Origin of the sequence: Dyadobacter sp. CY351 (assembly GCF_021502625.1) — a bacterium.
In the GTDB taxonomy this organism is placed as follows: Bacteria; Bacteroidota; Bacteroidia; order Cytophagales; family Spirosomataceae; genus Dyadobacter; species Dyadobacter chenhuakuii.
Genome location: NZ_JAKFFU010000003.1, coordinates 799,465 through 820,765 on the forward strand (window position 1 = coordinate 799,465; position 21,301 = coordinate 820,765).

The following is a 21,301-nucleotide window of genomic DNA, read 5'->3' on the forward strand; positions in this document are numbered from 1 at the left end:
AGTTATGGCAATGTTTAACAAGTTCAGTGTAACGCAGCAAACGATTATGGGCAAATCAGCAAACGGAAACAGCAAGAGCTTGGCTAAGCTCACCCCCCTTTTGATACTTATTTACGTATCACTGACGGCCAGCGGGCAAACTACAAAGCCAACCAAGGCAAATTCATCAGCGCTAACTGCAATTGAAAGCAAGATCCGCGACAAGACGACGGCCATCGAGTCCAAGTTGATCGGCTGGCGCCGGGATATACACCAAAATCCAGAACTGGGAGATCAGGAAGAACGCACTTCAAAACTGGTTGCAGAACACCTCCGCGCTCTGGGAATTGAAGTGCAGACAGGAGTGGGCGGCACAGGGGTTGTAGGCATATTGAAAGGTGGGAAGCCAGGAAAGTTGGTTGCCCTGCGGGCAGATATGGATGCCTTGGCCGTTAAGGAGCCCGCCGGATTACCATTCGCTTCAGAGGCCACAGCCCAAATAAACGGAAAGACTGAATACCTGATGCATGCCTGTGGGCACGACGCACATACGGCTATGCTAATGGCCGCAGCCGAAGTTCTTTCAAGCATGAAAAGTGAGCTGACAGGTTCAGTAATGTTCATATTCCAGCCCGCCGAAGAAGGTTCAAGCGTTGTGGAGCCAGGGTCGGGCAAAAGCTGGGGCGCCAAACGAATGCTTGAAGACGGCATGTTTAAGAACAACAAACCAGATGCAGTATTCGCGCTACACGTTCACCCCGGCAAATCAGGACAGATTGATTACAAAAGTGGACCAGCCACAGCCAGCAGCGACGTGCTGAACATTACTGTCAGCGGGCAGCAGGGCCATGGAGGCATGCCATGGAATACAGTTGACCCGGTAGTAGCCTCGGCATACGTAATAGCCGGCTTACAATCCGTTGTCAGTCGACGCGCTGATCTGACAAAGTCTCCAGCCGTTGTTTCAGTGGGGATGATCCATGGCGGGTCCAGCCAGAATGTGATCCCGGACACCGTTAAAATGGTTGGCACCATCCGTTCATATGACCCTGAGGCACGCAAGCAACTTCACGCTGATATTAAGCAGGCTGCTGAGCACATTGCGGAAGGAACCTATGCAAAGGCGCAGGTTGACATTTTGCCAATGTATGATGTCACAGATAACAATGATGCCCTGGCTCAACAGATGCTGCCCGTATTGAAACGCGCTGCCGAAGCGGGCGTGATACCCGGGTCGTTGCAGGGGGCTTCGGAAGACTTTTCTTACTTTGCCAAAGAAGTGCCGGGTCTGTATATTTTTCTTGGTGTTACGCCCGATGGTGAGGATCCTGCCAAAGCTGCCCCAAACCATAATCCCAAATTCTTTGTCGACGAAAAAGCATTGGTAGTAGGTACAAAGGCAATGGCGGCAATGGCCGTTAACTTTTTAATGAGCGGATCGCCCAACTAACGATTGCCCGGCGCAGGACATTGTACGGCAAAAAGTGTTGGACAATGTCAGGATATGGTCAATATAAATGGCTTTAAGGAAATACGATTGTAAAGATATACATCATCAGATTGACCAAAAGCACGATAGCATATAAGCTGTTGGTTTGTCCCTTATTAAGCGAAAGCATTACCGTAAAAATTGAAAGAACCAGCAGGACCATGGATTTCATGGTGAGACCGAGGATAAGTGGCAAATCCATTATTGTACAAACAATGACTACAGTAGGAATACTTAGCCCTATACTTGCCAACGCTGAGCCTAATGCAAGATTGATGCTCGTCTGATACTGGCCGCGTCTTGCCGCACGGATAGCAGCTATGCCTTCCGGTAGTAAAATAACAGCTGCAATAGCCACACCCACTAGTGCCGTGGGTAACCCGGCTGCAACAATTCCGCTTTCAATTACCGGAGAAAGGTTTTTGGCCAGGAAAATAACTACGCCCAGGCATATGAGTAAAAAAGCCAGGCTTATCAGGGCTTCGCTTCTGGAAACATCTTTTTCCTGGCCTGAAACCTCTGTTAGAAAATACTTACGGTGCCGGACGGTTTGCGTAAATATAAAAGACCCGTAAATGACCAGGCAGCAAACGCCAATGGCGATTAGCTGTGGCGTGCTGTAGGAAGGTCCGGCGATACTCGTGGTAAAATTAGGCAGCACCAGAGTAAGTACTAAAATAGACACCAGGCTGACCAAGGCAATTGTAACGCTTTTGGTTTCAAAACTCTGCTCCTTAAATTTCAATGCACCCAAAAACATACTAATACCCAGAATGCCATTTAATATGAGCATAACGGCGGCAAACAGGGTGTCACGCGCATAAGTATCAGCACCGGCTCCTCCTGTCAACATCAGCGATACGATGATCGAAGCTTCCAAAAGCGTTACCGCTACTGCAAGTATAATTGTTCCATAAGGTTCGCCCACTTTATGTGCGACTACCTCAGCATGGTGCACGGCTGAAAATACACCTGCGATCAAAGCAACTACGGCTAACGAGTTGACCAGAAAGCCTGAACCAATAGGCAGCATCAGGTAAAAAATCCAGGCGATAATAGGTGCAATATAACTCCACTGAAATATTTTTTTCATACGAAAAGGTTAAGGATAAAAGCTTGTTCTTTTTATATTTTTCGAAAACTATGGCAGAAGCCGATCTTCACCTGGCTGATAATGTTCATGGGTTTTCACAGGCGCGCTTTTAGATTTGTTCATGCGCATCTGGAATACATCCACCAGCAGTGAAAATGCCATAGAGAAGTAAATGTAGCCCTTCGGAATTTCCAGCCCAAAGCCTTCACTGACCAATGAGAAGCCAATCAGCAATAAAAATGACAAAGCCAGCATTTTGAATGCAGGGTGCCGGTTTACGAAATTACTGATCGTTTCAGCTGCTACCAGCATTAATATTACCGTTGCAATAACTGCTACATACATTACCCAAACCTCCTTTACCATACCAATAGCAGTAATGATTGAATCGATAGAAAAAACCATATCCATGATCAGTATTTGCGTAAGGACCTGCCCGAAAGACGAAGCTTTGATCTGTTTGCTCTGGTCTCCCTCCTCCCCTTCCATTTTGTGATAAATCTCAGTCGAACTCTTGTAGAGCAGAAATAATCCTCCTGCGAGCAGAACAAGCTCTTTTCCTGAGAACCCTTCTCCAAAGACCACAAAAAGATCTTTATCGAGCTTCATAATGAGGGAAATCAAAAGCAAAAGCCCGATCCGCATCACACCTGCGAGTACCAAACCATATTGCCGCGCTTTCTTCTGCTGGGTTGCAGGAAGTTTTGCCGCGATGATTGATATAAAAATGACATTGTCAATGCCAAGAACCGCCTCCAAAGCGACCAGCGACAAGAGTGAAACGATGACTTCGAATTCCATGAGTATTTGTTGATTAGAATGTCAAGATGAGGCTGGCATGCTGTAACTTCCTGTTATATACGGATTTGATTCAAGCATGCCAAAACATTTTTTCAGTTTTATTTTCTTTGCAAAACTATATTCAGTAAATTTACAACTGTAAAAATAAAAAAACAAAAAATGACTTATCTCAGTGCTCAGCCGCAGTTCACTACTTCATGGGATGAAATCTGCTACCCTGTAAATTCAGTGTGGCTGGCCGACCTCTTGCCGGACTATGAAATCATGGCCACTGATAAGCAGCAACTGATCGTTGGTCAGCCTTTTCGAGGCACTAAAACGATTTTCGGCATTCAAAGCGCTGACTATGCCATCATACCCAACATATTAATCAGAGAAGTTGTCGATAAGCTATTCTCAGACTACAAGCTGGAAATTAAATACACGTCTACTGGTGAATTTAGCATTAATATCATTTTTCCTGAGCAGCTCTCCATTGGCGGTGAGCAGTTGCAGCGGAGCATGATCCTGACGAATAGTTATAATGGAAAAACCCCATTTAGCGTACAGGGCAAAACATTGACGGCCATGCTGGATGGTTCCGGGCTTCCGGGCACGAGCATGTACCGGGCAGTTTGCCAGAATGGGCTAATGGGATGGGCGGACTCCTTTTCCGAACTCCCAAAATATCGATCGTGGTTGGAGGAACGCGGGCAGGAAAAAGAAAAAAAACAGGGGTCTAACAGCAACGCCATCGCAAAAAAAGATGCAGCCAGCCGAAAAATCCACCAGAGCAGGCGGCAAACACCTGAACTGTTTCAGGAGCAGCTGTATGAATTGCTGGCTGGTCAGGATTATAAAAGCCCTACCCTGACGACCACTGTATATGAACATTTTCAACAAAAATCCTTTGGCAGAGCGGATGAAAAACTGCTAAAAACACTGCCGATTCCCGTTCAACTGGCCAAGCAAGCTTATGAGCGCCTCAAACTGGAGCAGCGGCTCCTCGACCAGGATTCGTCTTACTGGCTGATGTACAATGCTGTTAATCATGCCCTTTTCAATGCGCGGAGCAGTCTTACATTAAATGACCGCTACAAGCTTGATGAAAAGGTTTTCCATCAGCTCGCAGCCAGTTCCTTAATATAACACGGCCATCGTCGTCGAGGGTGCTTTTTTGCAACTTAATAGACTAAACTGAAATGATCATGGAAAACGAAAAAGTCAGACCGGATGATGAAATGTCTACGGCAATATTCTACGCATTTACGATCATGTTCATCTATATCGCCGTTTGCATATTGATGGCAAACATCAAATAGAAAAACACTTATAAGGGAATTTTCAAAATTATGCATTTATCTTATTCAAAAATTGGCGCTGCTTCGGTAGCGATGGTACTCGCAGAAATGGAAGATATCTTCCAAAAGAGAGAGGCTCATGAAATAGATGGTATGCCTGCTATCAGGCAGCAAGCTGATTTTGATGTATATGCCAATTTCCTGAATGAAAATGCAATTGTGCTTGGTGATACAGGTGCTGTACACGATCAGCAGACGCTGGTCAATACGCCAGTCAAAATTAACCAGTCGGCAAAAAACCGGTTTTTGTCTATCCTAAGCCGTGTAACGAAGGCACATGAAGGCGTGTCACGTCAGGAGCGCCTTTTTGTTCATTGGTTTTGGTCACAAATACAAAGCAGCCTCCTACACCGGCCATAATTTCATCCTCCCCCCTAAGTATTCCCCATCAAACGTGGACGCTATCTGCTGTCCGCTGCGAAACGTCTTCCCGGTTACCGGCCACCCACCTGTTGAAGAATGCCTGACGGTCTGGTGGACTTGAACGACCGGCTCGCAAAGTTGTAAGAAATTCTTCGGTCGTAATGGCTACTCTGTCAGCGGATAACATCCCGAACCAAAATTTAGGTCTGCATAATTTCGCACATCCACTTGAATTTGAGCCGCCGTTTAGATATTTTTGAGATCATTAGTTTGATACCTAAAATATCTCAACTGTTCACTCATCAACAAACTGACCTTTCGCCATGACTACCAAATTCCCAATGACTACGCGAGAACTTTATCATAGCGTGGGACTTTCAACTGCTGACATTACCAAGATTGACGATCCAACATTTGTATGGGTAATTGCCGCGTTCGCTAAAAGGGAAGACCAACCAGCAGCTGCATTTTCTGATTTCGGTTGCGCGCTGAATTTAGTCAAACGCGTGAATGCATTTGTAGAGGGTGGTGTTGGGCTCAGGCCGGTTTTGAAATCTACAAATAAACTCAAAACGGACCGGTACAAACGATTAGTGGATGTTGGCTTAACACCGTATATGGTTAGCTTTAACAGTAATCGAAATGGCATTGAACTAGTAGATGATCTTTGCGATGACCTTGATGAATTAAGTGTCGATAAGTTGATGCGTAATTTGAATAGGATTGGTGAGATAGCGTCAGTAGTTCTGGGCGATAATCTTTTTGGTACATTTTGGGCACCTAATGGCCACCTTGCAATAAAAAAGGCCAAAGTATTTAAAGCGGTGTTAGATTCTTTAAAAGACAAACAACTAGTAAGGGAAATGGAAGCAGGTAGAAAGCAATGAACAGTATGCGCAAATGAAAAAGGAATGGAAAAGCAAATTGGGCTGATCCAAAATTTGGATATTACATCAAAACCGGAAGATGAAAACAATTCTTAAAAATGAAAAGCTGATTCTCCGGCACGAACCCGGCAAGGGCGCATGGACCTATCATCTCGTAATACCAGGAACGAAAGACATTCGTGGAAGCTGGGGAGAAATGAAGGTTTCCGGTACGATTGATGGCTATGAATTCAAAGATTTGAATCTGGCTCCGGTGACAAACGCTGACAAAATGATTTCCGTTAATGGTAGCATCAGGGAAGCCATAAACAAAGGTGGCGGCGATGAAGTGGTAGTGACCATGTATATGAACTCTGAGAATAAGCTCAGCTCAAAAAAGCAGCTGCTGGATTGTTTTGATGATGCTGGCCTTCTAAAAGAATTCAAAGCATTGCCTAATGACGAGCAGGAAGAAATAATCAATACGATTTTGTCGCAACCCAATGAAAGCAGGCAGGAACAAAAGATTGTGGCTGCAATAAAGAAGTTATCATGACAGGTACGAGTATTAAAAACTTGCTAGTCTGGATCACGCCTCTTACGCTGGGAGCCTTAATTGGCCTGTACGAAATTCTGCATGGCCTGTTTTATGTGATTTATGGAACACCGGACCAGAAGCGAGACTATCCACTAGAAATTGTTCTTGGACTGCTAATCATGGCTGTCTGTTTGGGAGGCCATTGGCTAATTAGCCGTATCTCGCATTCCAACACGCGCACAATCTGGATCATTGAATCCATACTGGTGGCCTTAATTATTTACGGTTTTTATCGATCTTAGGAAATCAAACTGTATAATTGCTGGCGTAGAGGCATAGCGTTTTTAATGAGATTTTTAACCATTTGATCCGAAAACTGGAAGGTATTAAATGCCGCAATTGATTGTAGTTACCAAGATAATGGGAATTATTCCCTAGGCGTGGAATGCGGTTGAACAAATGAGAAACGTCGAAACTGCTTGATTTTAGGACCGGTAATCAGAACACAGCAATGAAACTTTCTTCAAAAGCGGATAACATCCTGGAACAGATCAATAGTAAAACCAGACTGGGAGACTTACGGAAAATTGCTAAGGATATTAAAAAAGATCATGAGCTGGCTCTTGAACTATGGTCGACAGGGCGATTTTTGCCCAGGCAACTGGCCATTTTAATTATGGACAATAAGCGCATATCACAAGAGCTTATAAACGAACTTGACCGTGATATGCAAACCCATCCATCAATCGAGCGGAATCAATTGATAGACTGGCTAATGGCCAACCAAATCCATAAAGACAAGAAGACCACAGAGTTAATTGAGTCTTGGGAAAATAACCCGTCTGCTCTTCAAAGAAGAGTATTCTGGTATCATCAGGCGCGTTTGAGATGGATGGGACAAACTCCTCCTGAAAACACGGCGGAATTGCTGGCCAAAATAGAAACCAATATTGCCAAAGAAGAACCGGAAGTTCAATGGGGGATGAATTTAACCGCCGGCTGGATTGGTGTCTATGAAAAACAATACCGGGATCGGTGCATTGCCATCGGCCAGAACACTGGTCTCTATAAGGGGGAAATGGTATCAAAAGGCTGTACTCCGAATTATCTGCCGGAGTTTATAGCAATTGAAAGCAAAAAACGCAATCTATAAGCGGGTGTATTAAAAAAAATTTGGACAACCAAATAGTTGTGCTTAAATTAGCAACCAAATGGTTGTATATGGTAGAAAGAAGGGATGTTTTTCAAGCGATTGCCGACCCTACGCGACGAATGATCATTCAGCGGTTATCGGGTGGCGCATTGAATATTGGTCAGATTGTGGACGACTTTGGCATTACCCGCCAGGGCATTGCCAAACATCTGAAAGTGCTGCATGAATGCGGCATGGTCACGCTTACCCAGAGAGGGCGCGAGCAAATGTGTGAGGCGCGGCTGGATCAGTTGGATGAAGTGGCCGACTGGGTGAATGAGTCTCGCAAACGCTGGAATCAGCGATTCGAAAAGTTGGACAAATTTTTAGCAGATACAAAAGACAGCGAAAATGAAATCACAGGATAAGGAACTCTTAATCACACGCATATTCCATGCGCCCATCGATAAGGTTTTTGACGCATGGACCGACCCTGAAAAACTTAAACGCTGGTATGCGCCCGATGGCTGCACGATCGACTATAAGCATATCGAGGTTAAGGAAGGTGGACGCTTTCATTACCGCATCACTCATCCGACCCACGGCAGTGGATGGGTTATCGGCAAATATCTGGAAATAATGCGACCGGAGAAACTAGTATATACTATACGGCTTTCAAACGAAAACGGCGACCTACTACCACCAGATGATTTAAAATCAGCAGGTTGGCCGGGCGAGATATTGATCAAAGTAACATTCGAATCTCTCGGTAACCAGACAAAGGCAGTGATCTACGAAGCTGTATCGGAAGAGGAAGCCCGTAAAACCGGGGCGTATAGCGGCTGGATCGAAATGTTTGACAAACTGGAACTTCAACTACAAAGCATTCCAAACCATAATTCAGCATCAGCATGAGCAAAATATTCTTTGACAGCGGGATTTCTCTGGACGGCTATTTCGCCGGTGACAACAGAAGTCCACAAAACCCGATGGGCGGCGTGTCGGGCAAACTTCATCAATGGATGTTCAAACAAAAGGCATTCTGGAAACACATCAAAATGGAAGGCGGCCAGGAGGATGGTACCGATGGGACATTGATCGACGATGTGTTTGCCCGGACAGGTTCGTACATTATGGGAAAGCGGATGTTCGAGGAAGGCGAAGTGGCCTGGGCGGAAGACCTGTACGAAGCCGACGTATATGTGCTTACGCGCGAAAAGCGCGAGCCCTGGATTCAGAAAGGGACTACAACCTTTTACTTTATAAATGACGGCATTCAAAGTGCGTTGGAAAAAGCACGGGAGTCAGCAATGGGAAAAGATATCAGGATACAGGGTGGCGCGAACACCATTCAACAATTTCTCAACGCTGGTCTCATCGACGAATTTTTCATTCACATTGCACCGGTCTTTCTGGGAAGTGGCATCCGGCTATTCGATGGAATTGAAGACATTTATGATATGCAGATCATGGAAGTGATACCGTCCGAACTTACCACGCATTTGAGGTACAAGCTGACAAAGAAATGAAAGATTGAATCATCAATCAGCATTTTGCTGGCTGTCTTATCTTATCCTGACCTGCAATAGCTAGTAGTGATTGCTATTCCCAATAAGGCCAAAACAAGCATGGGATAAGCTGATTTCCGAACATTATGCCAGCAAAAATCTTTCTATTAATATAGTAACCTGGCGATATGGTTCAGAGCCGGCTTTCAGTGTCGTAATTTCACCAAGGTAATCGCCATGGCCGCCCGGAATGATCGTTAGGTCTGAGCCTTCAATCAGCTGATGCATCTTCAATGTATGTTCCAGTGTTGCGACATCCTTGTCACCAGTCAAGATCAATGTTTTTGCTGTGATGCTGGCCAAGGTTTAGAGGCTTGTCATCATTCTGTTCCCTACGTTGTGCGGTGTTTCGATTTGTGGATCAAAGCAACTTACTGACACCTGTATGTCAATGATATCTTTTGCAGCAAGACCCGGGACAGCGGTAGATCCTATATGATGAAATGTGGATTTGAAAACCGGCAGTGCTATTTTCATTTTCCCAGACGTAATGATTCTGCATATGCATTGGGAAGGATGCTCGCTTCGACAGCCTTGGCTGCTGTTTCGACATCGTATTCAAAACGTACAAAATCTACCGTAATGCTTTCCTTACTTGCTGTGGATGCATCTGCATTAATGTGCAGGATTACATAGCCGCCCCTTGCGTCACCATCTTTTGGCTTACCAACCGAACCAATATTGATCGCATGCCGGAAATGGTCTGTGCCGTCTGGCTGGACTGATCCCAGGATCCTATGATAGGGTTTGTGGGTATGGCCGAAAAGCATGACATCAGCGCCTGCCTGCTCCATGATCCGCAGCATGCTTTTTTCATCGCGGTCCTCAAACAAGTATTCATTGATCCGTCGCGGACTCCCATGCACCAAAAGAACTGATAACGGTTTCTCATTAAGTTGAAATTCCAGACGGATGTGTGCCGGCAAGGTTCTTAAATAAGCGCGCTGCCCGTCTTTGACAAGTTCGTTTGTATAAGCAATCGATCCTTTGCCGTTTTCCTTTTCATCGTCTGTCTTATATGCACAGCCACAATCGTCGCTGCTCCTTCCGATGCCAAAGTCGTAGTTACCGGCAATGGTAGGAATACCACGCTTTCTGATTTCATCAATAACTTCATTTGGCCATATGTTGTAACCGACCAGATCACCCAGGCAATAAATAGCATCAATGTCTCTGGTTTCAACATCTTTAAAAAACGCATCCAAAGCCGGAAGGTTGGCATGGATATCTGAAAAAAGGGCAATTCTCATATAATAGGCAGTTAATTGGAAAATTTATGCTGTTGTTTGAGTGCAAAATTGACCATCAGGATCAATACCGGCATTGCTGAATTGCATCCGGCACTTGCTCAGCAGCACCCAGAGCCAGGCTTGCAGCTGTCTCCATCGGAGGTGACCAGTTCAAGTTCCTGTTTGACAGGGGCAGGCGCGCAGCAGTATGCTTCTGCTGACGGTGTGCCGCAGCTTTGGTTTCGGGTAAGTGCCTTGCATTGGGTGAAGTCCGGGACCAGGTTAACAGTGAAAGTTTCACCATCGGAAGCAAACTCTCCGGGGTACATCTGGCGTGTATCAAACCTGGAATTACCGAACTCAATTTTAACGATTGCATTAGGGTTCAGTGGAAGCGATTTTTCAACCAGGTCGACAATTTTCAGCGCTTTGTCCACTTTCATTGAACGGTCTACTCCTTTTTCTGATGGTTCCCATAGCTGCACGATCACTTCTGTCCAGCTGTTCATTACCCCGCCGCAATCAACCGAAACAATGGGTGCTTGTTTGATCTCGGTAATGTGGTAAGAACTGTCTACAAACTTGCCTTCTTCATATTGGAATTGCAGGTGCAGATCAGGATTTTGTTGAAGGGTATTTTTAAAATCACCCCAGGTCAGCGGCCCCCGGGTCAGCGGCCCCCGGGTCATCGGCCCTTCGGTCATCGGATTTAATTGGCTCATGGCTTCTATTGGTTAAATGTATTATTACGATTGATATTTTCAAAAAAATTCCTGCTTAATTGCAGCAGGATTCACTAAGTGCAAATGTGTCCAGCAACGAACCAAATGTTTGCTGCGCTTCGACCCACACGACCGGGTTTATACAATAGCATACCCTCGGCGGATTGATTTCGCCCTGGATGATCCCAATTCTTTTGAGCTCCTTCAAATGCTGGGAAACAGTTGCCTGGGCAAGTTCGAGCTCATCTACCAAATCACCGCAAACGCAAGCTTTTCTGGAAATTAGCAGTTGCAGGATCGCAACCCTGGCCGGGTGCGAAAAAGCCTTTGCCAGATCCGCGATACGGTTCTGCTGCTCGGTAAATATTTCAGTTTTAGTTACTCCCATGCTGCAAATATAGACAGCATTTGACCAATTGCAATATTACGATTAATATTTTTCGTCTGCTAAATTCTATGGTATCTTTTACGATTCTGAACCGATGAAGGCATTTTCACGTGTCCTACAGATAAGGTCTTTTATTGTTTGTGCCAACCCGTTTTTATAGACAACTAAACCTGCCGATGGGTCCGCCTGTAAAAACATTACGAACTGAGGTTACCTAACAAAAAAGACCTGATCGTTTTGACCAGGTTCTTTTTTGATGCTTTAAATAACTTTTTCCGTTTCGTCTTTGAAAGGCTGGTTATAATAACGCTTCCCTTTCATTTTATATAGCGCATTGGCCACGGCCCCAAAAACCGGTGGAAACGGAGGTTCGCCCAATCCGGTTGGATCCAGTTCGTTTTGCACGAAATGGACTTGGATGCTTTTGGGCGCTTCGTTCATCCGGATCATCCGGTAATTGTGAAAATTGCTTTGCTGGGCGGCACCTTCTTTGTGGCTCAACTGACCATAAAAGGCATTGCCAATCCCATCCACGACCGCTCCTTGCACCATGTTGGTAGCAGCATCGGGATTAATGACAATCCCGCAATCCATTGCGCTGAAAACGCGCTCGACATAAGGCTGGCCATCTCGCGTGATCATATCCACCACGTGCGCCGCATACGAATTGTGACAAAAATAAGCGGCTACCCCACGGTTGTATTTTTCATTACCAGCCTTGCCCCAGTTTGATTTATCACGCACCAATTCCAGTACACCGGCGTATCGATCGGCATCATATTCATTGTTTTTCCCAACAGGCTTTTCTTTGGCTCTTTTCAAGAGTTCCAGCCTGAATGCGATCGGGTCTTTGTCAGCTGCTTCCGCTACTTCATCCAAAAATGATTGCTCGGCAGCTGCATTGAAATTAGAACGCGGCGCACGGAAAGCACCGATAGTGATGTTAGAAGCGATCTGCCAGCCTTCTGCAAGGTAATTATCTACGGCCCCGGCCGGAAAACGGTTTGCATGGATTGGATGCTCCGGAATTCCACCTCCTTTTACGTGAAACGCGATCAGGTTTTTATTAGCGTCCAATGCCGCGCGGTAAGTGGCGGTGTACATCGGCCGGTAAATGCCGTAGGTCATGTCGTCCTCCCTTGTGTACATCAGCTTAACAGGCGCTTTCATTTTCTTGGAAATCAGCGCAGCTTCGTAGAGATAATGGCCATAAGCCCTGCGTCCAAAGCCACCGCCCATGCGAGTCATTTGTATCTCAATCTTGTCGGCGGGCAGGTTTAATAGCTTTGCAAGTGTAGGCTCAGACCAACCTGGGGCTTGTAACGGACCTGCTACCAGCGCCTTTTCATCTGTCACATGGGCAAAGAAATTCATCGGCTCCATGCAATTATGCGCTAAAAAGGGCCCGTTGTATGTCCGCTCGATCACCTGGGCTGCATTCTTGAAAGCAGCTTCCGGATCACCATCTCGTCTCAATTCCTGGGCCGGCTTGGCAGCATATTCCTGCATTTGCTGCATCTGTGTCGTGGTACTTTCAAGCGCTCCCGGAACGGTAACTTCCCTTTTTCCACCCCTTCCACTTATTGTGTCTTTCACATCACCAGCTGCTTCCCAGTTGGCAACCAGCTTTTTACGCGCACTGATCACTTCCCAGGTGCTACTTCCGACTATAACCAGCAGATCATTGAAGCTACGCGTATCAAAACCACCCTGTTCAAAATCATCCGCATATAATTTAAGAGTAAAAACATCTTTAATACCCGGCATTTTCAATGTTTCGGCGGCATCGAAAGATTTTAGCTTCATGCCAAAAGCAGGCGGGTGCTGGATCATGGCGATGAGCATTCCGTCAACACTATAATCCAGCCCGAAAAGCGGCTGGCCGGAAGTGATCTTCTTTATTTCTACGTTCTTCTTAGACTTGCTGACTATGGTAAAATCCTTTGGTGCTTTCAGCTTCAAATCTTTTGGCACAGGCACGCTGGCTGCTTTGCTGGCCATATCTCCATATTTAGCAGATTTCCCGCTCGAATGCGACAAGACACCTGCCTTGGTGCTCACTTCGCTGGCCGGCACATTCCAGGTTTGGCCGGCAGCTTCACGCAGCATCTGCCTTGCAGCAGCCCCAGCCTCACGCAAGGGTTTCCAGTACATGCGTACAGAATTGCTTCCGCCTGTAAATTGCGCCCCGAGTTTGGCCGGATCGTGCGGCCCCATCTCGACGCTCACGTTTTTCCAATCCACATCCAGTTCTTCTGCCAGCATCATCGGCAGAGAAGTCATTACATTTTGCCCAAATTCAGGGTTGGGACAAATCAGTTTCACCTTGTTATCTGGTAAGATATGAATGTAACCATTCAGGGTTGCCCACTGCTCAGGCAAGCTCAGCGCCTGGGTCTTGTCAGCAGATTTGAAGCTGGATAACCAGCTGACGGTAAGCATCATTCCGCCACCAGACAGGATTGAAGCTTTTAGAAAAGAGCGTCTGTTCAAGGCTGTTTTATCTTTGTCCATGTTCGGATATCTTTAAATGGTTAACTAAGGATCACTTTTTGCTTCAATCTTAACTGATCAGGTGCATGCATTTATATCTATCTTGGCTAGTCCTGTAAGGACGGCCTTCATTTTTATCTATTGCCGGGCCGTAGCCGAAGCTTAGCCCATACAACCTAGCCCGAGCGCCGACACTTCAAGCCTGCTTTTTCCTAATTGTCTTTTTTGCATTGTGTTCTTACTTTTCGTTGAAACCCACCTTTCTGTCACCCTACGCGCACCGGGCCGGCGGGCTGTCGAAGGGCCTTACTTCTTTGGGGCGTAAGCTCCGCTTTGAAGCCAGGTAATCCAGGCTTTTTTGAATTCTGCATGCGTTACCGGTGGCAATGTTCTTCCTTCTCCCGGATCCCAGCCTGCCAACACAAGCCCATCATCGGCGTGCTCGATCAGCTTTTTGATATCCTTATTCCCATTTTGCTTTTTGTCGACCAACTGTTTGGCTAGCTCATGCGCACTTTTTCCTTGAAAAACCATTTTCATGGCAGCAGGCGGCAAATGCCACTCAGGGTTGCCGGGCGGCATATGAAGGCCAGCTATGTTGGTTTCCTGATGGCAATTCGAACATTTCATGGCATAGACGCCCTTTCCATCCAAGCCGCGTTTGGGTCCCATTGCATGCAAATGGCTGTCATCCCCTTGCAGCGGCACATCGCCGGCCGGATGGCAGTTCATACAGCGAGGGCTCATCAGCGTTTTATAAACAATTTCAAAAGCTTGCACCGACGCTACGCTATCACGGTTAATGGTGCTGAATGTAATCTGTTTTACCGGCGCATCATTCCGGAATGCAGATGCCCCGACGGCGACGATAAAAATGAATATTGACAGCACGGTAGCGGCCTTTTTCGGAACAAACAGTTTCATTCCATTTTCTGGTTTTTGCTTCATAAGGTGAATTTGAAAATGGATGTTGTTAACCTTTCGTACCTGTTTTTTTCTGCAACTCGGCAGCCGTGTGGATCGCCTCGCGAATCCGCAGGTAGGTGCCGCAGCGGCAAATATTGCCCGCCATCGCATCATCAATATCCTGGTCGGTTGGGTTAGGCTTTTCGCGCAGCAGCACCGCAGCCGACATAATCTGCCCGGAATGGCAATAACCGCATTGCGGCACGTCAATTTCCTGCCAGGCTCTCTGGACAGGGTGCGAATTTGTTTCAGACAACCCCTCGATCGTTACCACCTTTTTCCCAGCCGCGCGACTCACCTTGGTCACACAGGAACGCACCGCTTCTCCATCCAAATGCACCACGCAAGCCCCACACTGCGCGACCCCGCAACCATACTTAGTCCCTTTAAGACCAGCCAGATCGCGGATCGCCCACAAGAGTGGCATTTGCGGATCAGCTTCCAAAGGGTAATCCTTTTTGTTGATATTTAATGTGATTTTAGCCATGGTGAACAGTGTTTACATTGATGGTGTGATGATACGATATCTTTATTAAATATTGGTTTTATTATCGCTTAATATCTCTTTTCAAACTGCATTTGCCGCTGCCGTTTTCTGCTTGCCGATTGTTTGGGCAATGACAGTAACAAACTCTTTTGACTGGGCAGGCGACCAACCTGTACGCAGTGAAATGTTCAGGTTCTCTGCCATTCTTTCTTTACGGAATTCCGCAGTTTAAGTGGATTGTAAATTTCGGCTTTGATTTGAGAGCAAATGGTATACAGATTCCTGTTTTATCTACCAATATTCCTGATTTGCCTTTCCTGATTTTTCAGCAGGTAATGAATTGGGTAACTTTGGGTAGCTAAAAATTTCAGCCTATGGAAGACATCATCCGTTTCGAAACTGTAAATCAATACAATGCATTTAACCAGCAGGAAACACTGCACCCGTTGGTAACTGTGATTGATTTGTCAACCGCAAGTCCCAGAAAAAAGACCAGCCAATACATGGGCTGCTACGGGATTTTCTTAAAAGATGTCGTCTGTGGTGATCTTCGTTATGGGAAAGAGTATTATGATTATCAGGAAGGCACGCTTGTCTTCATGTCTCCCGGACAGGTTTTCACCGTAGAAAATGATGGGGAGCTTTATCAACCCAAAGGCCACGCGCTCGTATTTCATCCCGATCTGCTTTTGGGAACTTCACTGAACGGGAAGATGCAGGAATTTTCGTTTTTTGGTTTTCAGGTCAATGAAGCCCTGCATTTGTCCCAGCGTGAAAGACAGATTGTGATGGATTGTTTTGGCAAGATCAAGTATGAGCTCGAACACGCCATTGACAAGCACAGCAGAAAACTCATAGTCGCGAACCTTGAATTGTTTCTGGATTATTGCACACGCTTTTACGACAGGCAGTTTCTTACCCGCGATAACATACACAGGGGAATCCTGGCAAAATTTGAGAGCCTTTTGAGCAGTTATTTCAGCTCAGAGAAACCTCAGACCATTGGCCTGCCGTCTGTCTCGTATTGTGCCGATGAGCTCAATTTATCAGCAAAATACTTTGGTGATCTAATTAAGAGAGAAACCGGCCAGACTGCGCAGGAATACATTCAAATGAGGGTGATTGAAGCCGCCAAAGAAAGGATATTTAGTAGCGACAAGACCGTTAACGAGATCGCCTTTGAACTGGGCTTTAAATATCCCCAGCATTTTAGCCGCCTGTTTAAACAAAGGATCGGGCAAACTCCCAACGAATACAGGATTTTAAACAATCTCAATTAATTCTAATGCGCAACGAAATGCAGCCATCAAAAGGACTGATCCGTCTGATGTCAGCATTCCTGCTGACGCTCACGCACATCTTTGTAAACACCCAGGTAAAAAATGCCGGATCAGAAAATAATACGCCGATTTTTCCAAAAGGGCAACTGGCCCCCGCTAGCACTCATTTACGGAACTGCCTTTTCTACATATAGTTTGATTGAATCACTCTTGAGCCTGACCTGCAACCAGTTTTTTATTTTTGTAAAGTCCCTTCCAGTCTGCGTCAGATTGGCAGAACCCAAAACAACAACTGTATAATTGCTTGTTTTACCCCCATTTGTAAAAAACGTTTGCCGTTCAGCTGAGCAGTATCTTACGTCGGGGAATAGGGGTTTGATCTCATTGAACAAAAGACCGGTAGCCTTATTAAGTGCGCCAATGCTGTCTTGTCTTTGAATATTACGGCTGAGCTCGGTCTTTAACTGATTTATCTCAGCCTGATACCGGTCGCTCTGAGTTAGATCTCCGGAAACATCATTAATAGAAAACCCTTGCTGAACGATCACCGTTGTGCTTGCAAGTCCGTAAATTGCCTTTCGGCTGTTTAACCGTTTCTTTTCAGAGTCGTTGATCAGTTTCCCTCCATAAATAAGCTTGATCTGCTTTTTAGCTGGATCCAGTTCGTGCTTTAAAAGGAAATCACCTTCAATATAGCTTTCATTGGTTATAAAATTGTTGGCATTCTGAATAAAATGCTCTTTTTGAACCAATAAATAACCATAGTAAATGCTGGGAATGGTCGTTAAGAGCACCAAAAAACTGACCCAGCGATTTGCCATGGTCTTTTGATGTTCGTTGGCATAGTCGCGGATGGGATATTGAAGCAGCCTTACCGTGATCAGCGTTGCGGTTCCTATAAATACAGTGTTGATCGTAAGCAGGTAAAATGCGCCAAAGAAGAATCCCCAATTGGCCGTTGCCAATCCGTAACCCGCCGTACAAAGCGGAGGCATCAGCGCGGTTGCTATGGCAACACCAGGAATTACATTGCCCTTATTTTTGCTGGAAATCGCCACGATTCCGGCAAGTCCTCCGACCAGTGCGATGATTACATCATAAATGTTAGGCTGCGTCCTCGCCAGCAGTTCAGAGTGCGCCTGGTAAATGGGTGTAACATAAAAATATATGGCAGACGTAAGCAGGCCGGCAACAATAGCAAAAAGATAATTAACGAGTGCTTTTCGGAAAAGTGAAAAATCGTAAGTCGCAATGCTATATCCCATCCCAAGGATCGGCCCCATTAATGGTGACACTAGCATGGCGCCAATGATTACCGCGGTCGAGTTGACATTTAAACCAACCGATGCAATGAAGATGGCAAAAATAAGGATCCACAAGTTTGTTCCTTTAAACTCAATGCCACTCTCGACCGTATCGTGAATCTTTATGTAGTCCTCCCGCTCAGAAGAAATATCAAACCTTCTGAGTAACTTTTCAATGATCATAACAGTGATTTAAAATAAGATAGTTGGAAGGACAAAATCACAAGGGATTCGATTTTGCCCAATTACATTAGTGCCACTCTTCTGCATTTTTGACTCCCCAGTCAGATGCTTTATAAACAGGATCTTTGCCTTGTTTTTTCTGCTGCTGATAATCTTTCAATGCGTCCAGCGCGGGTTTTCTCAAAAGCAAAATGGCGATAATGTTCAGCCAGGCCATCATTCCAACACCAATGTCCCCGATTGTCCAGGCGAGTTCGGCTGTTTTTACTGATCCGTAAAATGTGGCCGCCATGATCAGGCCGCGCAGCACCCACAGCATGACTTTGCTGTCACCATCTTTCATTAAATAGCTCAGATTGGTTTCAGCAATGTAGTAGTAAGCCATAATCGTCGTAAATGCAAAGAAAAGCAGTGCTATGGAGACAAATCCACTTCCCAAAGCAGGAAAGTGCGCATTGATCGCCTGCTGCGTAAATTCAGATCCGATTGCCATGCCTTTTACATTCTCGACCATAAAACCGCCATTGGGATTTACCACATTGAACTTGCCTGTAAAAAGGATCATCAGCGCAGTGGCCGTACACACAAACAAAGTGTCGACATAAACAGAAAACGCCTGAACCAAGCCCTGTTTCACAGGATGGCTCGCTTCTGCTGCGGCAGCCGCGTGGGGCGCTGTGCCCTGGCCGGCCTCATTGGAATAAATGCCGCGCTTAACGCCCCAGGAAACCGCCATACCAAAAAATACCTGCAAATGCAGGTTCCATGTCAAATGCCGAACGGATGATCAGGCTGAAAACGGCCGGAACTTGCGTGATATTAATGGCAATAATGATCAGCGCCATGAGAATGTACGCACCCGCCATAAACGGGACAACCAGTTCTGCCACCTTGCCAATCCGCTTCACCCCGCCAAAAATGATCAGCCCGAGCAGTATTGTGATGGCAGCTCCCGTCATTTCAACCGGAATGTCAAAAGCAGTTTTAGCGCTTGTGGCAATGCTGTTGCTCTGCACGCCGGGTAAAAACAGTGCGGTGCTGGCAATGGTGGCGATCGCAAATAATGTTGCATACCACTTCACACCTAATCCTTTTTCAATGTAGAATGCCGGACCACCGCGATATTGTCCGTCTTTGACCTGCTTGTAAATTTGTCCGAGTGTGGCTTCGACATAAGCAGATGCCGCGCCCAGAAATGCAATGGCCCACATCCAGAAAACTGCCCCGGGCCCTCCCATTGCAATAGCCGTTGCGACACCTGCAATGTTGCCGGTCCCTACCCTTCCTGAAATTGCAATGGCAAAAGCCTGAAATGATGAGACTCCTTTTTCGGATGCCTTATTGCCAAAAAGCAGGGTGACCATATCTTTCAAAAACCGCACTTGCAGGAAGCGTGTTACGACTGAAAAATAAATCCCTGTTCCCAGGCAGAGTGCAATGAGCGCATTGCTCCAAATGACACTGTTAATAGAATTGACGATTTGCTCCATGTAGGGGGTTAGAGGATAGGTTCAGAATAATACTATGTGAAGCCTAAATAAAACCAAAATTTGTTAACACACGGCATTTTCGAAGAAATACCATATCTGGTTCTTGCTTTCGACCAGTCTTAAATAAACTGCATTCGTCCAGCCGAATCCTTCCTCGTTAGCGTATTCACCGCCACCGGCAGTAAGATTTGTATCGGAGATGCGCAAGCGAACAGCAAATGGTCCGTTTTCGCACAAAAAAACAAGAAGCCATTTGCTAAGTATTTGATTAAGAGCAACATGTTTGACGGCATAATTCTTTCACCAATACATGACAAATCTTAAAAGTAGAAATTATATTTAATCTCCAGCCATGAAAAAATTTTGTGTTTTAATAGGGTTACTGTGCCTTTCCAGTTTGACAAAAGGACAATCCGGCCAGCAAGCGATCGTACTGGGACATGTTGATACGGTGTATTCTGAGGTACTAAGGGAAAATAGGCCAATTTTAATTTATTCTCCAAGTTATGATACTGCTTACTTCAGTAAACCGGCATATCCGGTACTATATGTTCTGGATGGAGAAGGATATTTTGCTTCGCTGGTAACCATGATACAGCAGCTTAGCGCTCATAATGGCAATACAGTATTTCCTCAAATGATCATAGTAGGTATTCCTAATCTGCGGGGGACAAGAAACCGGGACCTTACCCCCTCCCCCAGTTCAATGGATCCAAAATCTGGTGGTGGCGAAGCCTTTACTGCCTTTTTGGAAAAAGAACTAATTCCTTACGTAGATAATCACTACGCCACAGCTCGATACCGTACTTTAATCGGGCATTCGTTGGGCGGTCTTTTGGTAATAAATACATTATTGAAGCATCCTTCACTTTTTAACGCCTATGTAGCTTTGGATCCAAGTATGTCTTATGATGAGGGTAACCTGCTCAAACAAAGCAAGGAGTTGCTACAACAACAGAGCTGGAAGCAACAGAGCCTATTTTTAGGCGTTGCTAATACCATGAAGCCTGGCATGGATACCGCGCAGGTCAGATCAGATACTACTTCAATTACTTACCACATCAGGTAAATATTGAAGCTGAAAGATCACTTGACACAAGCCACTGTCAAAGGATTGCATTGGGACCACAAATATTATTCTGAGGACGACCATGCATCAGTACCACTAATAGCAGAATATGATGCGTTACGCTTTATTTTTCGCACCAACCGTTTTCCTAGCAATCAACCCCAAAATCAATTTTTTGATAAAAAATATTCTGTTGAGCAATTGAAAAAAGCCATGGACGCGCATTACCGTCTTCTTTCAAAGGAACGCGGATATGAGGTAAGGCCGCCGGAACCCTTAATGAACCAGTTGGGGTATTCCTTTTTGCAGCAAAAAGATTTTGAAAGAGCCTTCTTTTTCTTTGAAACGAACGTGAATTACTACCCAAACAGCTTTAATGTCTATGACGGCCTGGGCGATTACTATTTAGCTGTTGATAAAAAAACAATAGCAGTTGACTGTTTCAAACAGGCACTGAGATTGAAAAACACTTTGGAGATAAGAGACAAACTTCATAAACTAAGTTCAAAATAAGGTGAAAA

26 protein-coding genes and 1 pseudogene are annotated in these 21,301 nt (G+C 45.5%); 12 read left to right on the top strand and 15 right to left on the bottom strand.

Translation table 11 applies throughout. The features are described from left to right. Positions 1 to 10: 10 nt before the first annotated feature. Positions 11 to 1,429, top strand: a complete 1,419-nt coding sequence (locus tag L0660_RS08730) for an amidohydrolase (RefSeq protein WP_235159145.1) — start codon at positions 11 to 13, stop codon at positions 1,427 to 1,429. Positions 1,430 to 1,502: 73 nt separating this feature from the next. Here L0660_RS08730 and L0660_RS08735 read toward each other — a convergent pair whose 3' ends face one another. After that, positions 1,503 to 2,561, bottom strand: a complete 1,059-nt coding sequence (locus tag L0660_RS08735) for a calcium:proton antiporter (protein WP_235159146.1) — start codon at positions 2,559 to 2,561, stop codon at positions 1,503 to 1,505. A 48-nt stretch (positions 2,562 to 2,609) separates the two neighbouring features. Continuing rightward, positions 2,610 to 3,362 (bottom strand): TerC family protein, encoded by a 753-nt coding sequence (locus L0660_RS08740; protein WP_235159147.1) that lies wholly within the window; start codon positions 3,360 to 3,362, stop codon positions 2,610 to 2,612. Positions 3,363 to 3,521: 159 nt separating this feature from the next. Here L0660_RS08740 and L0660_RS08745 point away from each other — a divergent pair, with 159 nt between their 5' ends. Further along, positions 3,522 to 4,490, top strand: a complete 969-nt coding sequence (locus tag L0660_RS08745; protein WP_235159148.1) for a hypothetical protein — start codon at positions 3,522 to 3,524, stop codon at positions 4,488 to 4,490. Positions 4,491 to 4,693: 203 nt separating this feature from the next. Further along, positions 4,694 to 5,062 (top strand): hypothetical protein, encoded by a 369-nt coding sequence (locus L0660_RS08750; protein ID WP_235159149.1) that lies wholly within the window; start codon positions 4,694 to 4,696, stop codon positions 5,060 to 5,062. Positions 5,063 to 5,090: 28 nt separating this feature from the next. Here L0660_RS08750 and L0660_RS08755 read toward each other — a convergent pair whose 3' ends face one another. Further along, positions 5,091 to 5,252, bottom strand: a complete 162-nt coding sequence (locus L0660_RS08755; protein WP_235159150.1) for a hypothetical protein — start codon at positions 5,250 to 5,252, stop codon at positions 5,091 to 5,093. Positions 5,253 to 5,388: 136 nt separating this feature from the next. On the opposite strand from L0660_RS08755, the gene L0660_RS08760 reads away from it, so the two are divergent. From L0660_RS08760 to L0660_RS08785, 6 genes are all read left to right on the top strand, one after another. Then, positions 5,389 to 5,952 (top strand): hypothetical protein, encoded by a 564-nt coding sequence (locus tag L0660_RS08760; RefSeq protein ID WP_235159151.1) that lies wholly within the window; start codon positions 5,389 to 5,391, stop codon positions 5,950 to 5,952. Positions 5,953 to 6,031: 79 nt separating this feature from the next. Further along, complete coding sequence (locus tag L0660_RS08765) at positions 6,032 to 6,487, top strand: DUF1905 domain-containing protein (RefSeq protein WP_235159152.1); 456 nt, start codon at positions 6,032 to 6,034, stop codon at positions 6,485 to 6,487. 493 nt (positions 6,488 to 6,980) lie between these two features. Next, positions 6,981 to 7,622 carry a DNA alkylation repair protein gene (locus tag L0660_RS08770; RefSeq protein WP_235159153.1) on the top strand — a complete coding sequence of 214 codons (642 nt, stop codon included), beginning with the start codon at positions 6,981 to 6,983 and terminating at the stop codon, positions 7,620 to 7,622. A gap of 38 nt (positions 7,623 to 7,660) precedes the next feature. After that, positions 7,661 to 8,029 carry a helix-turn-helix transcriptional regulator gene (locus L0660_RS08775; protein WP_235159154.1) on the top strand — a complete coding sequence of 123 codons (369 nt, stop codon included), beginning with the start codon at positions 7,661 to 7,663 and terminating at the stop codon, positions 8,027 to 8,029. Next, a complete protein-coding gene (locus tag L0660_RS08780; protein WP_235159155.1) occupies positions 8,013 to 8,516 on the top strand; it encodes an SRPBCC domain-containing protein in 504 nt (167 codons plus the stop codon). The genes L0660_RS08775 and L0660_RS08780 overlap by 17 nt, the downstream gene beginning before the upstream one ends. Next, positions 8,513 to 9,130, top strand: coding sequence for a dihydrofolate reductase family protein (locus tag L0660_RS08785; RefSeq protein WP_235159156.1), 618 nt, complete (start codon positions 8,513 to 8,515; stop codon positions 9,128 to 9,130). The genes L0660_RS08780 and L0660_RS08785 overlap by 4 nt, the downstream gene beginning before the upstream one ends. Positions 9,131 to 9,253: 123 nt before the next feature. Here L0660_RS08785 and L0660_RS08790 read toward each other — a convergent pair whose 3' ends face one another. From L0660_RS08790 to L0660_RS26105, 9 genes are all read right to left on the bottom strand, one after another. Next, entirely contained in the window at positions 9,254 to 9,472 is a 219-nt protein-coding gene (locus L0660_RS08790) for an alpha/beta fold hydrolase (protein ID WP_235159157.1), read from the bottom strand. 3 nt (positions 9,473 to 9,475) lie between these two features. Beyond that, the gene (locus tag L0660_RS26310) at positions 9,476 to 9,646 is read right to left on the bottom strand and encodes a GrpB family protein (protein ID WP_374759642.1); all 171 of its coding nucleotides are present in this window, start codon (positions 9,644 to 9,646) and stop codon (positions 9,476 to 9,478) included. After that, the gene (locus L0660_RS08795) at positions 9,643 to 10,419 is read right to left on the bottom strand and encodes a metallophosphoesterase (protein ID WP_235159158.1); all 777 of its coding nucleotides are present in this window, start codon (positions 10,417 to 10,419) and stop codon (positions 9,643 to 9,645) included. Before L0660_RS08795 ends, L0660_RS26310 begins: the two co-directional genes overlap by 4 nt. Positions 10,420 to 10,517: 98 nt before the next feature. After that, a complete protein-coding gene (locus L0660_RS08800) occupies positions 10,518 to 11,120 on the bottom strand; it encodes a DUF6428 family protein (RefSeq protein WP_235159159.1) in 603 nt (200 codons plus the stop codon). A 55-nt stretch (positions 11,121 to 11,175) separates the two neighbouring features. Next, on the bottom strand, positions 11,176 to 11,508 hold the full coding sequence (locus tag L0660_RS08805) for a helix-turn-helix transcriptional regulator (RefSeq protein WP_235159160.1): 333 nt from the start codon (positions 11,506 to 11,508) through the stop codon (positions 11,176 to 11,178). Positions 11,509 to 11,769: 261 nt separating this feature from the next. Next, a complete protein-coding gene (locus L0660_RS08810) occupies positions 11,770 to 14,022 on the bottom strand; it encodes a xanthine dehydrogenase family protein molybdopterin-binding subunit (protein ID WP_235159161.1) in 2,253 nt (750 codons plus the stop codon). A 285-nt stretch (positions 14,023 to 14,307) separates the two neighbouring features. Beyond that, positions 14,308 to 14,949 (bottom strand): hypothetical protein, encoded by a 642-nt coding sequence (locus L0660_RS08815; protein WP_235159162.1) that lies wholly within the window; start codon positions 14,947 to 14,949, stop codon positions 14,308 to 14,310. Between the two features lie 25 nt (positions 14,950 to 14,974). Continuing rightward, complete coding sequence (locus tag L0660_RS08820) at positions 14,975 to 15,454, bottom strand: (2Fe-2S)-binding protein (RefSeq protein ID WP_255703373.1); 480 nt, start codon at positions 15,452 to 15,454, stop codon at positions 14,975 to 14,977. Positions 15,455 to 15,535: 81 nt separating this feature from the next. Beyond that, the gene (locus L0660_RS26105) at positions 15,536 to 15,658 is read right to left on the bottom strand and encodes a hypothetical protein (protein ID WP_255703372.1); all 123 of its coding nucleotides are present in this window, start codon (positions 15,656 to 15,658) and stop codon (positions 15,536 to 15,538) included. Between the two features lie 170 nt (positions 15,659 to 15,828). Between L0660_RS26105 and L0660_RS08825 the strand changes: the two genes are divergently transcribed. After that, complete coding sequence (locus tag L0660_RS08825; RefSeq protein ID WP_235159163.1) at positions 15,829 to 16,734, top strand: AraC family transcriptional regulator; 906 nt, start codon at positions 15,829 to 15,831, stop codon at positions 16,732 to 16,734. Between the two features lie 167 nt (positions 16,735 to 16,901). Here the strand turns inward: L0660_RS08825 and L0660_RS08830 are convergent, their stop codons facing one another. The 3 genes and pseudogenes from L0660_RS08830 to L0660_RS08840 all read right to left on the bottom strand — a co-directional run bounded on the left by L0660_RS08830 (position 16,902) and on the right by L0660_RS08840 (position 19,948). Continuing rightward, positions 16,902 to 18,221 (bottom strand): DUF389 domain-containing protein, encoded by a 1,320-nt coding sequence (locus L0660_RS08830; RefSeq protein ID WP_235159164.1) that lies wholly within the window; start codon positions 18,219 to 18,221, stop codon positions 16,902 to 16,904. Between the two features lie 67 nt (positions 18,222 to 18,288). Beyond that, positions 18,289 to 19,711, bottom strand: a pseudogene (locus L0660_RS08835) (alanine/glycine:cation symporter family protein). A gap of 63 nt (positions 19,712 to 19,774) precedes the next feature. Next, positions 19,775 to 19,948: an alpha,alpha-trehalase gene (locus tag L0660_RS08840; protein WP_235159165.1), complete on the bottom strand. Its 174-nt coding sequence runs from the start codon at positions 19,946 to 19,948 to the stop codon at positions 19,775 to 19,777. 115 nt (positions 19,949 to 20,063) lie between these two features. Here L0660_RS08840 and L0660_RS08845 point away from each other — a divergent pair, with 115 nt between their 5' ends. Next, positions 20,064 to 20,780, top strand: coding sequence for an alpha/beta hydrolase (locus L0660_RS08845; RefSeq protein ID WP_235159166.1), 717 nt, complete (start codon positions 20,064 to 20,066; stop codon positions 20,778 to 20,780). 3 nt (positions 20,781 to 20,783) lie between these two features. Next, positions 20,784 to 21,293 carry a M48 family metallopeptidase gene (locus tag L0660_RS08850; protein ID WP_235159167.1) on the top strand — a complete coding sequence of 170 codons (510 nt, stop codon included), beginning with the start codon at positions 20,784 to 20,786 and terminating at the stop codon, positions 21,291 to 21,293. The last annotated feature ends 8 nt before the right edge of the window (positions 21,294 to 21,301 follow it).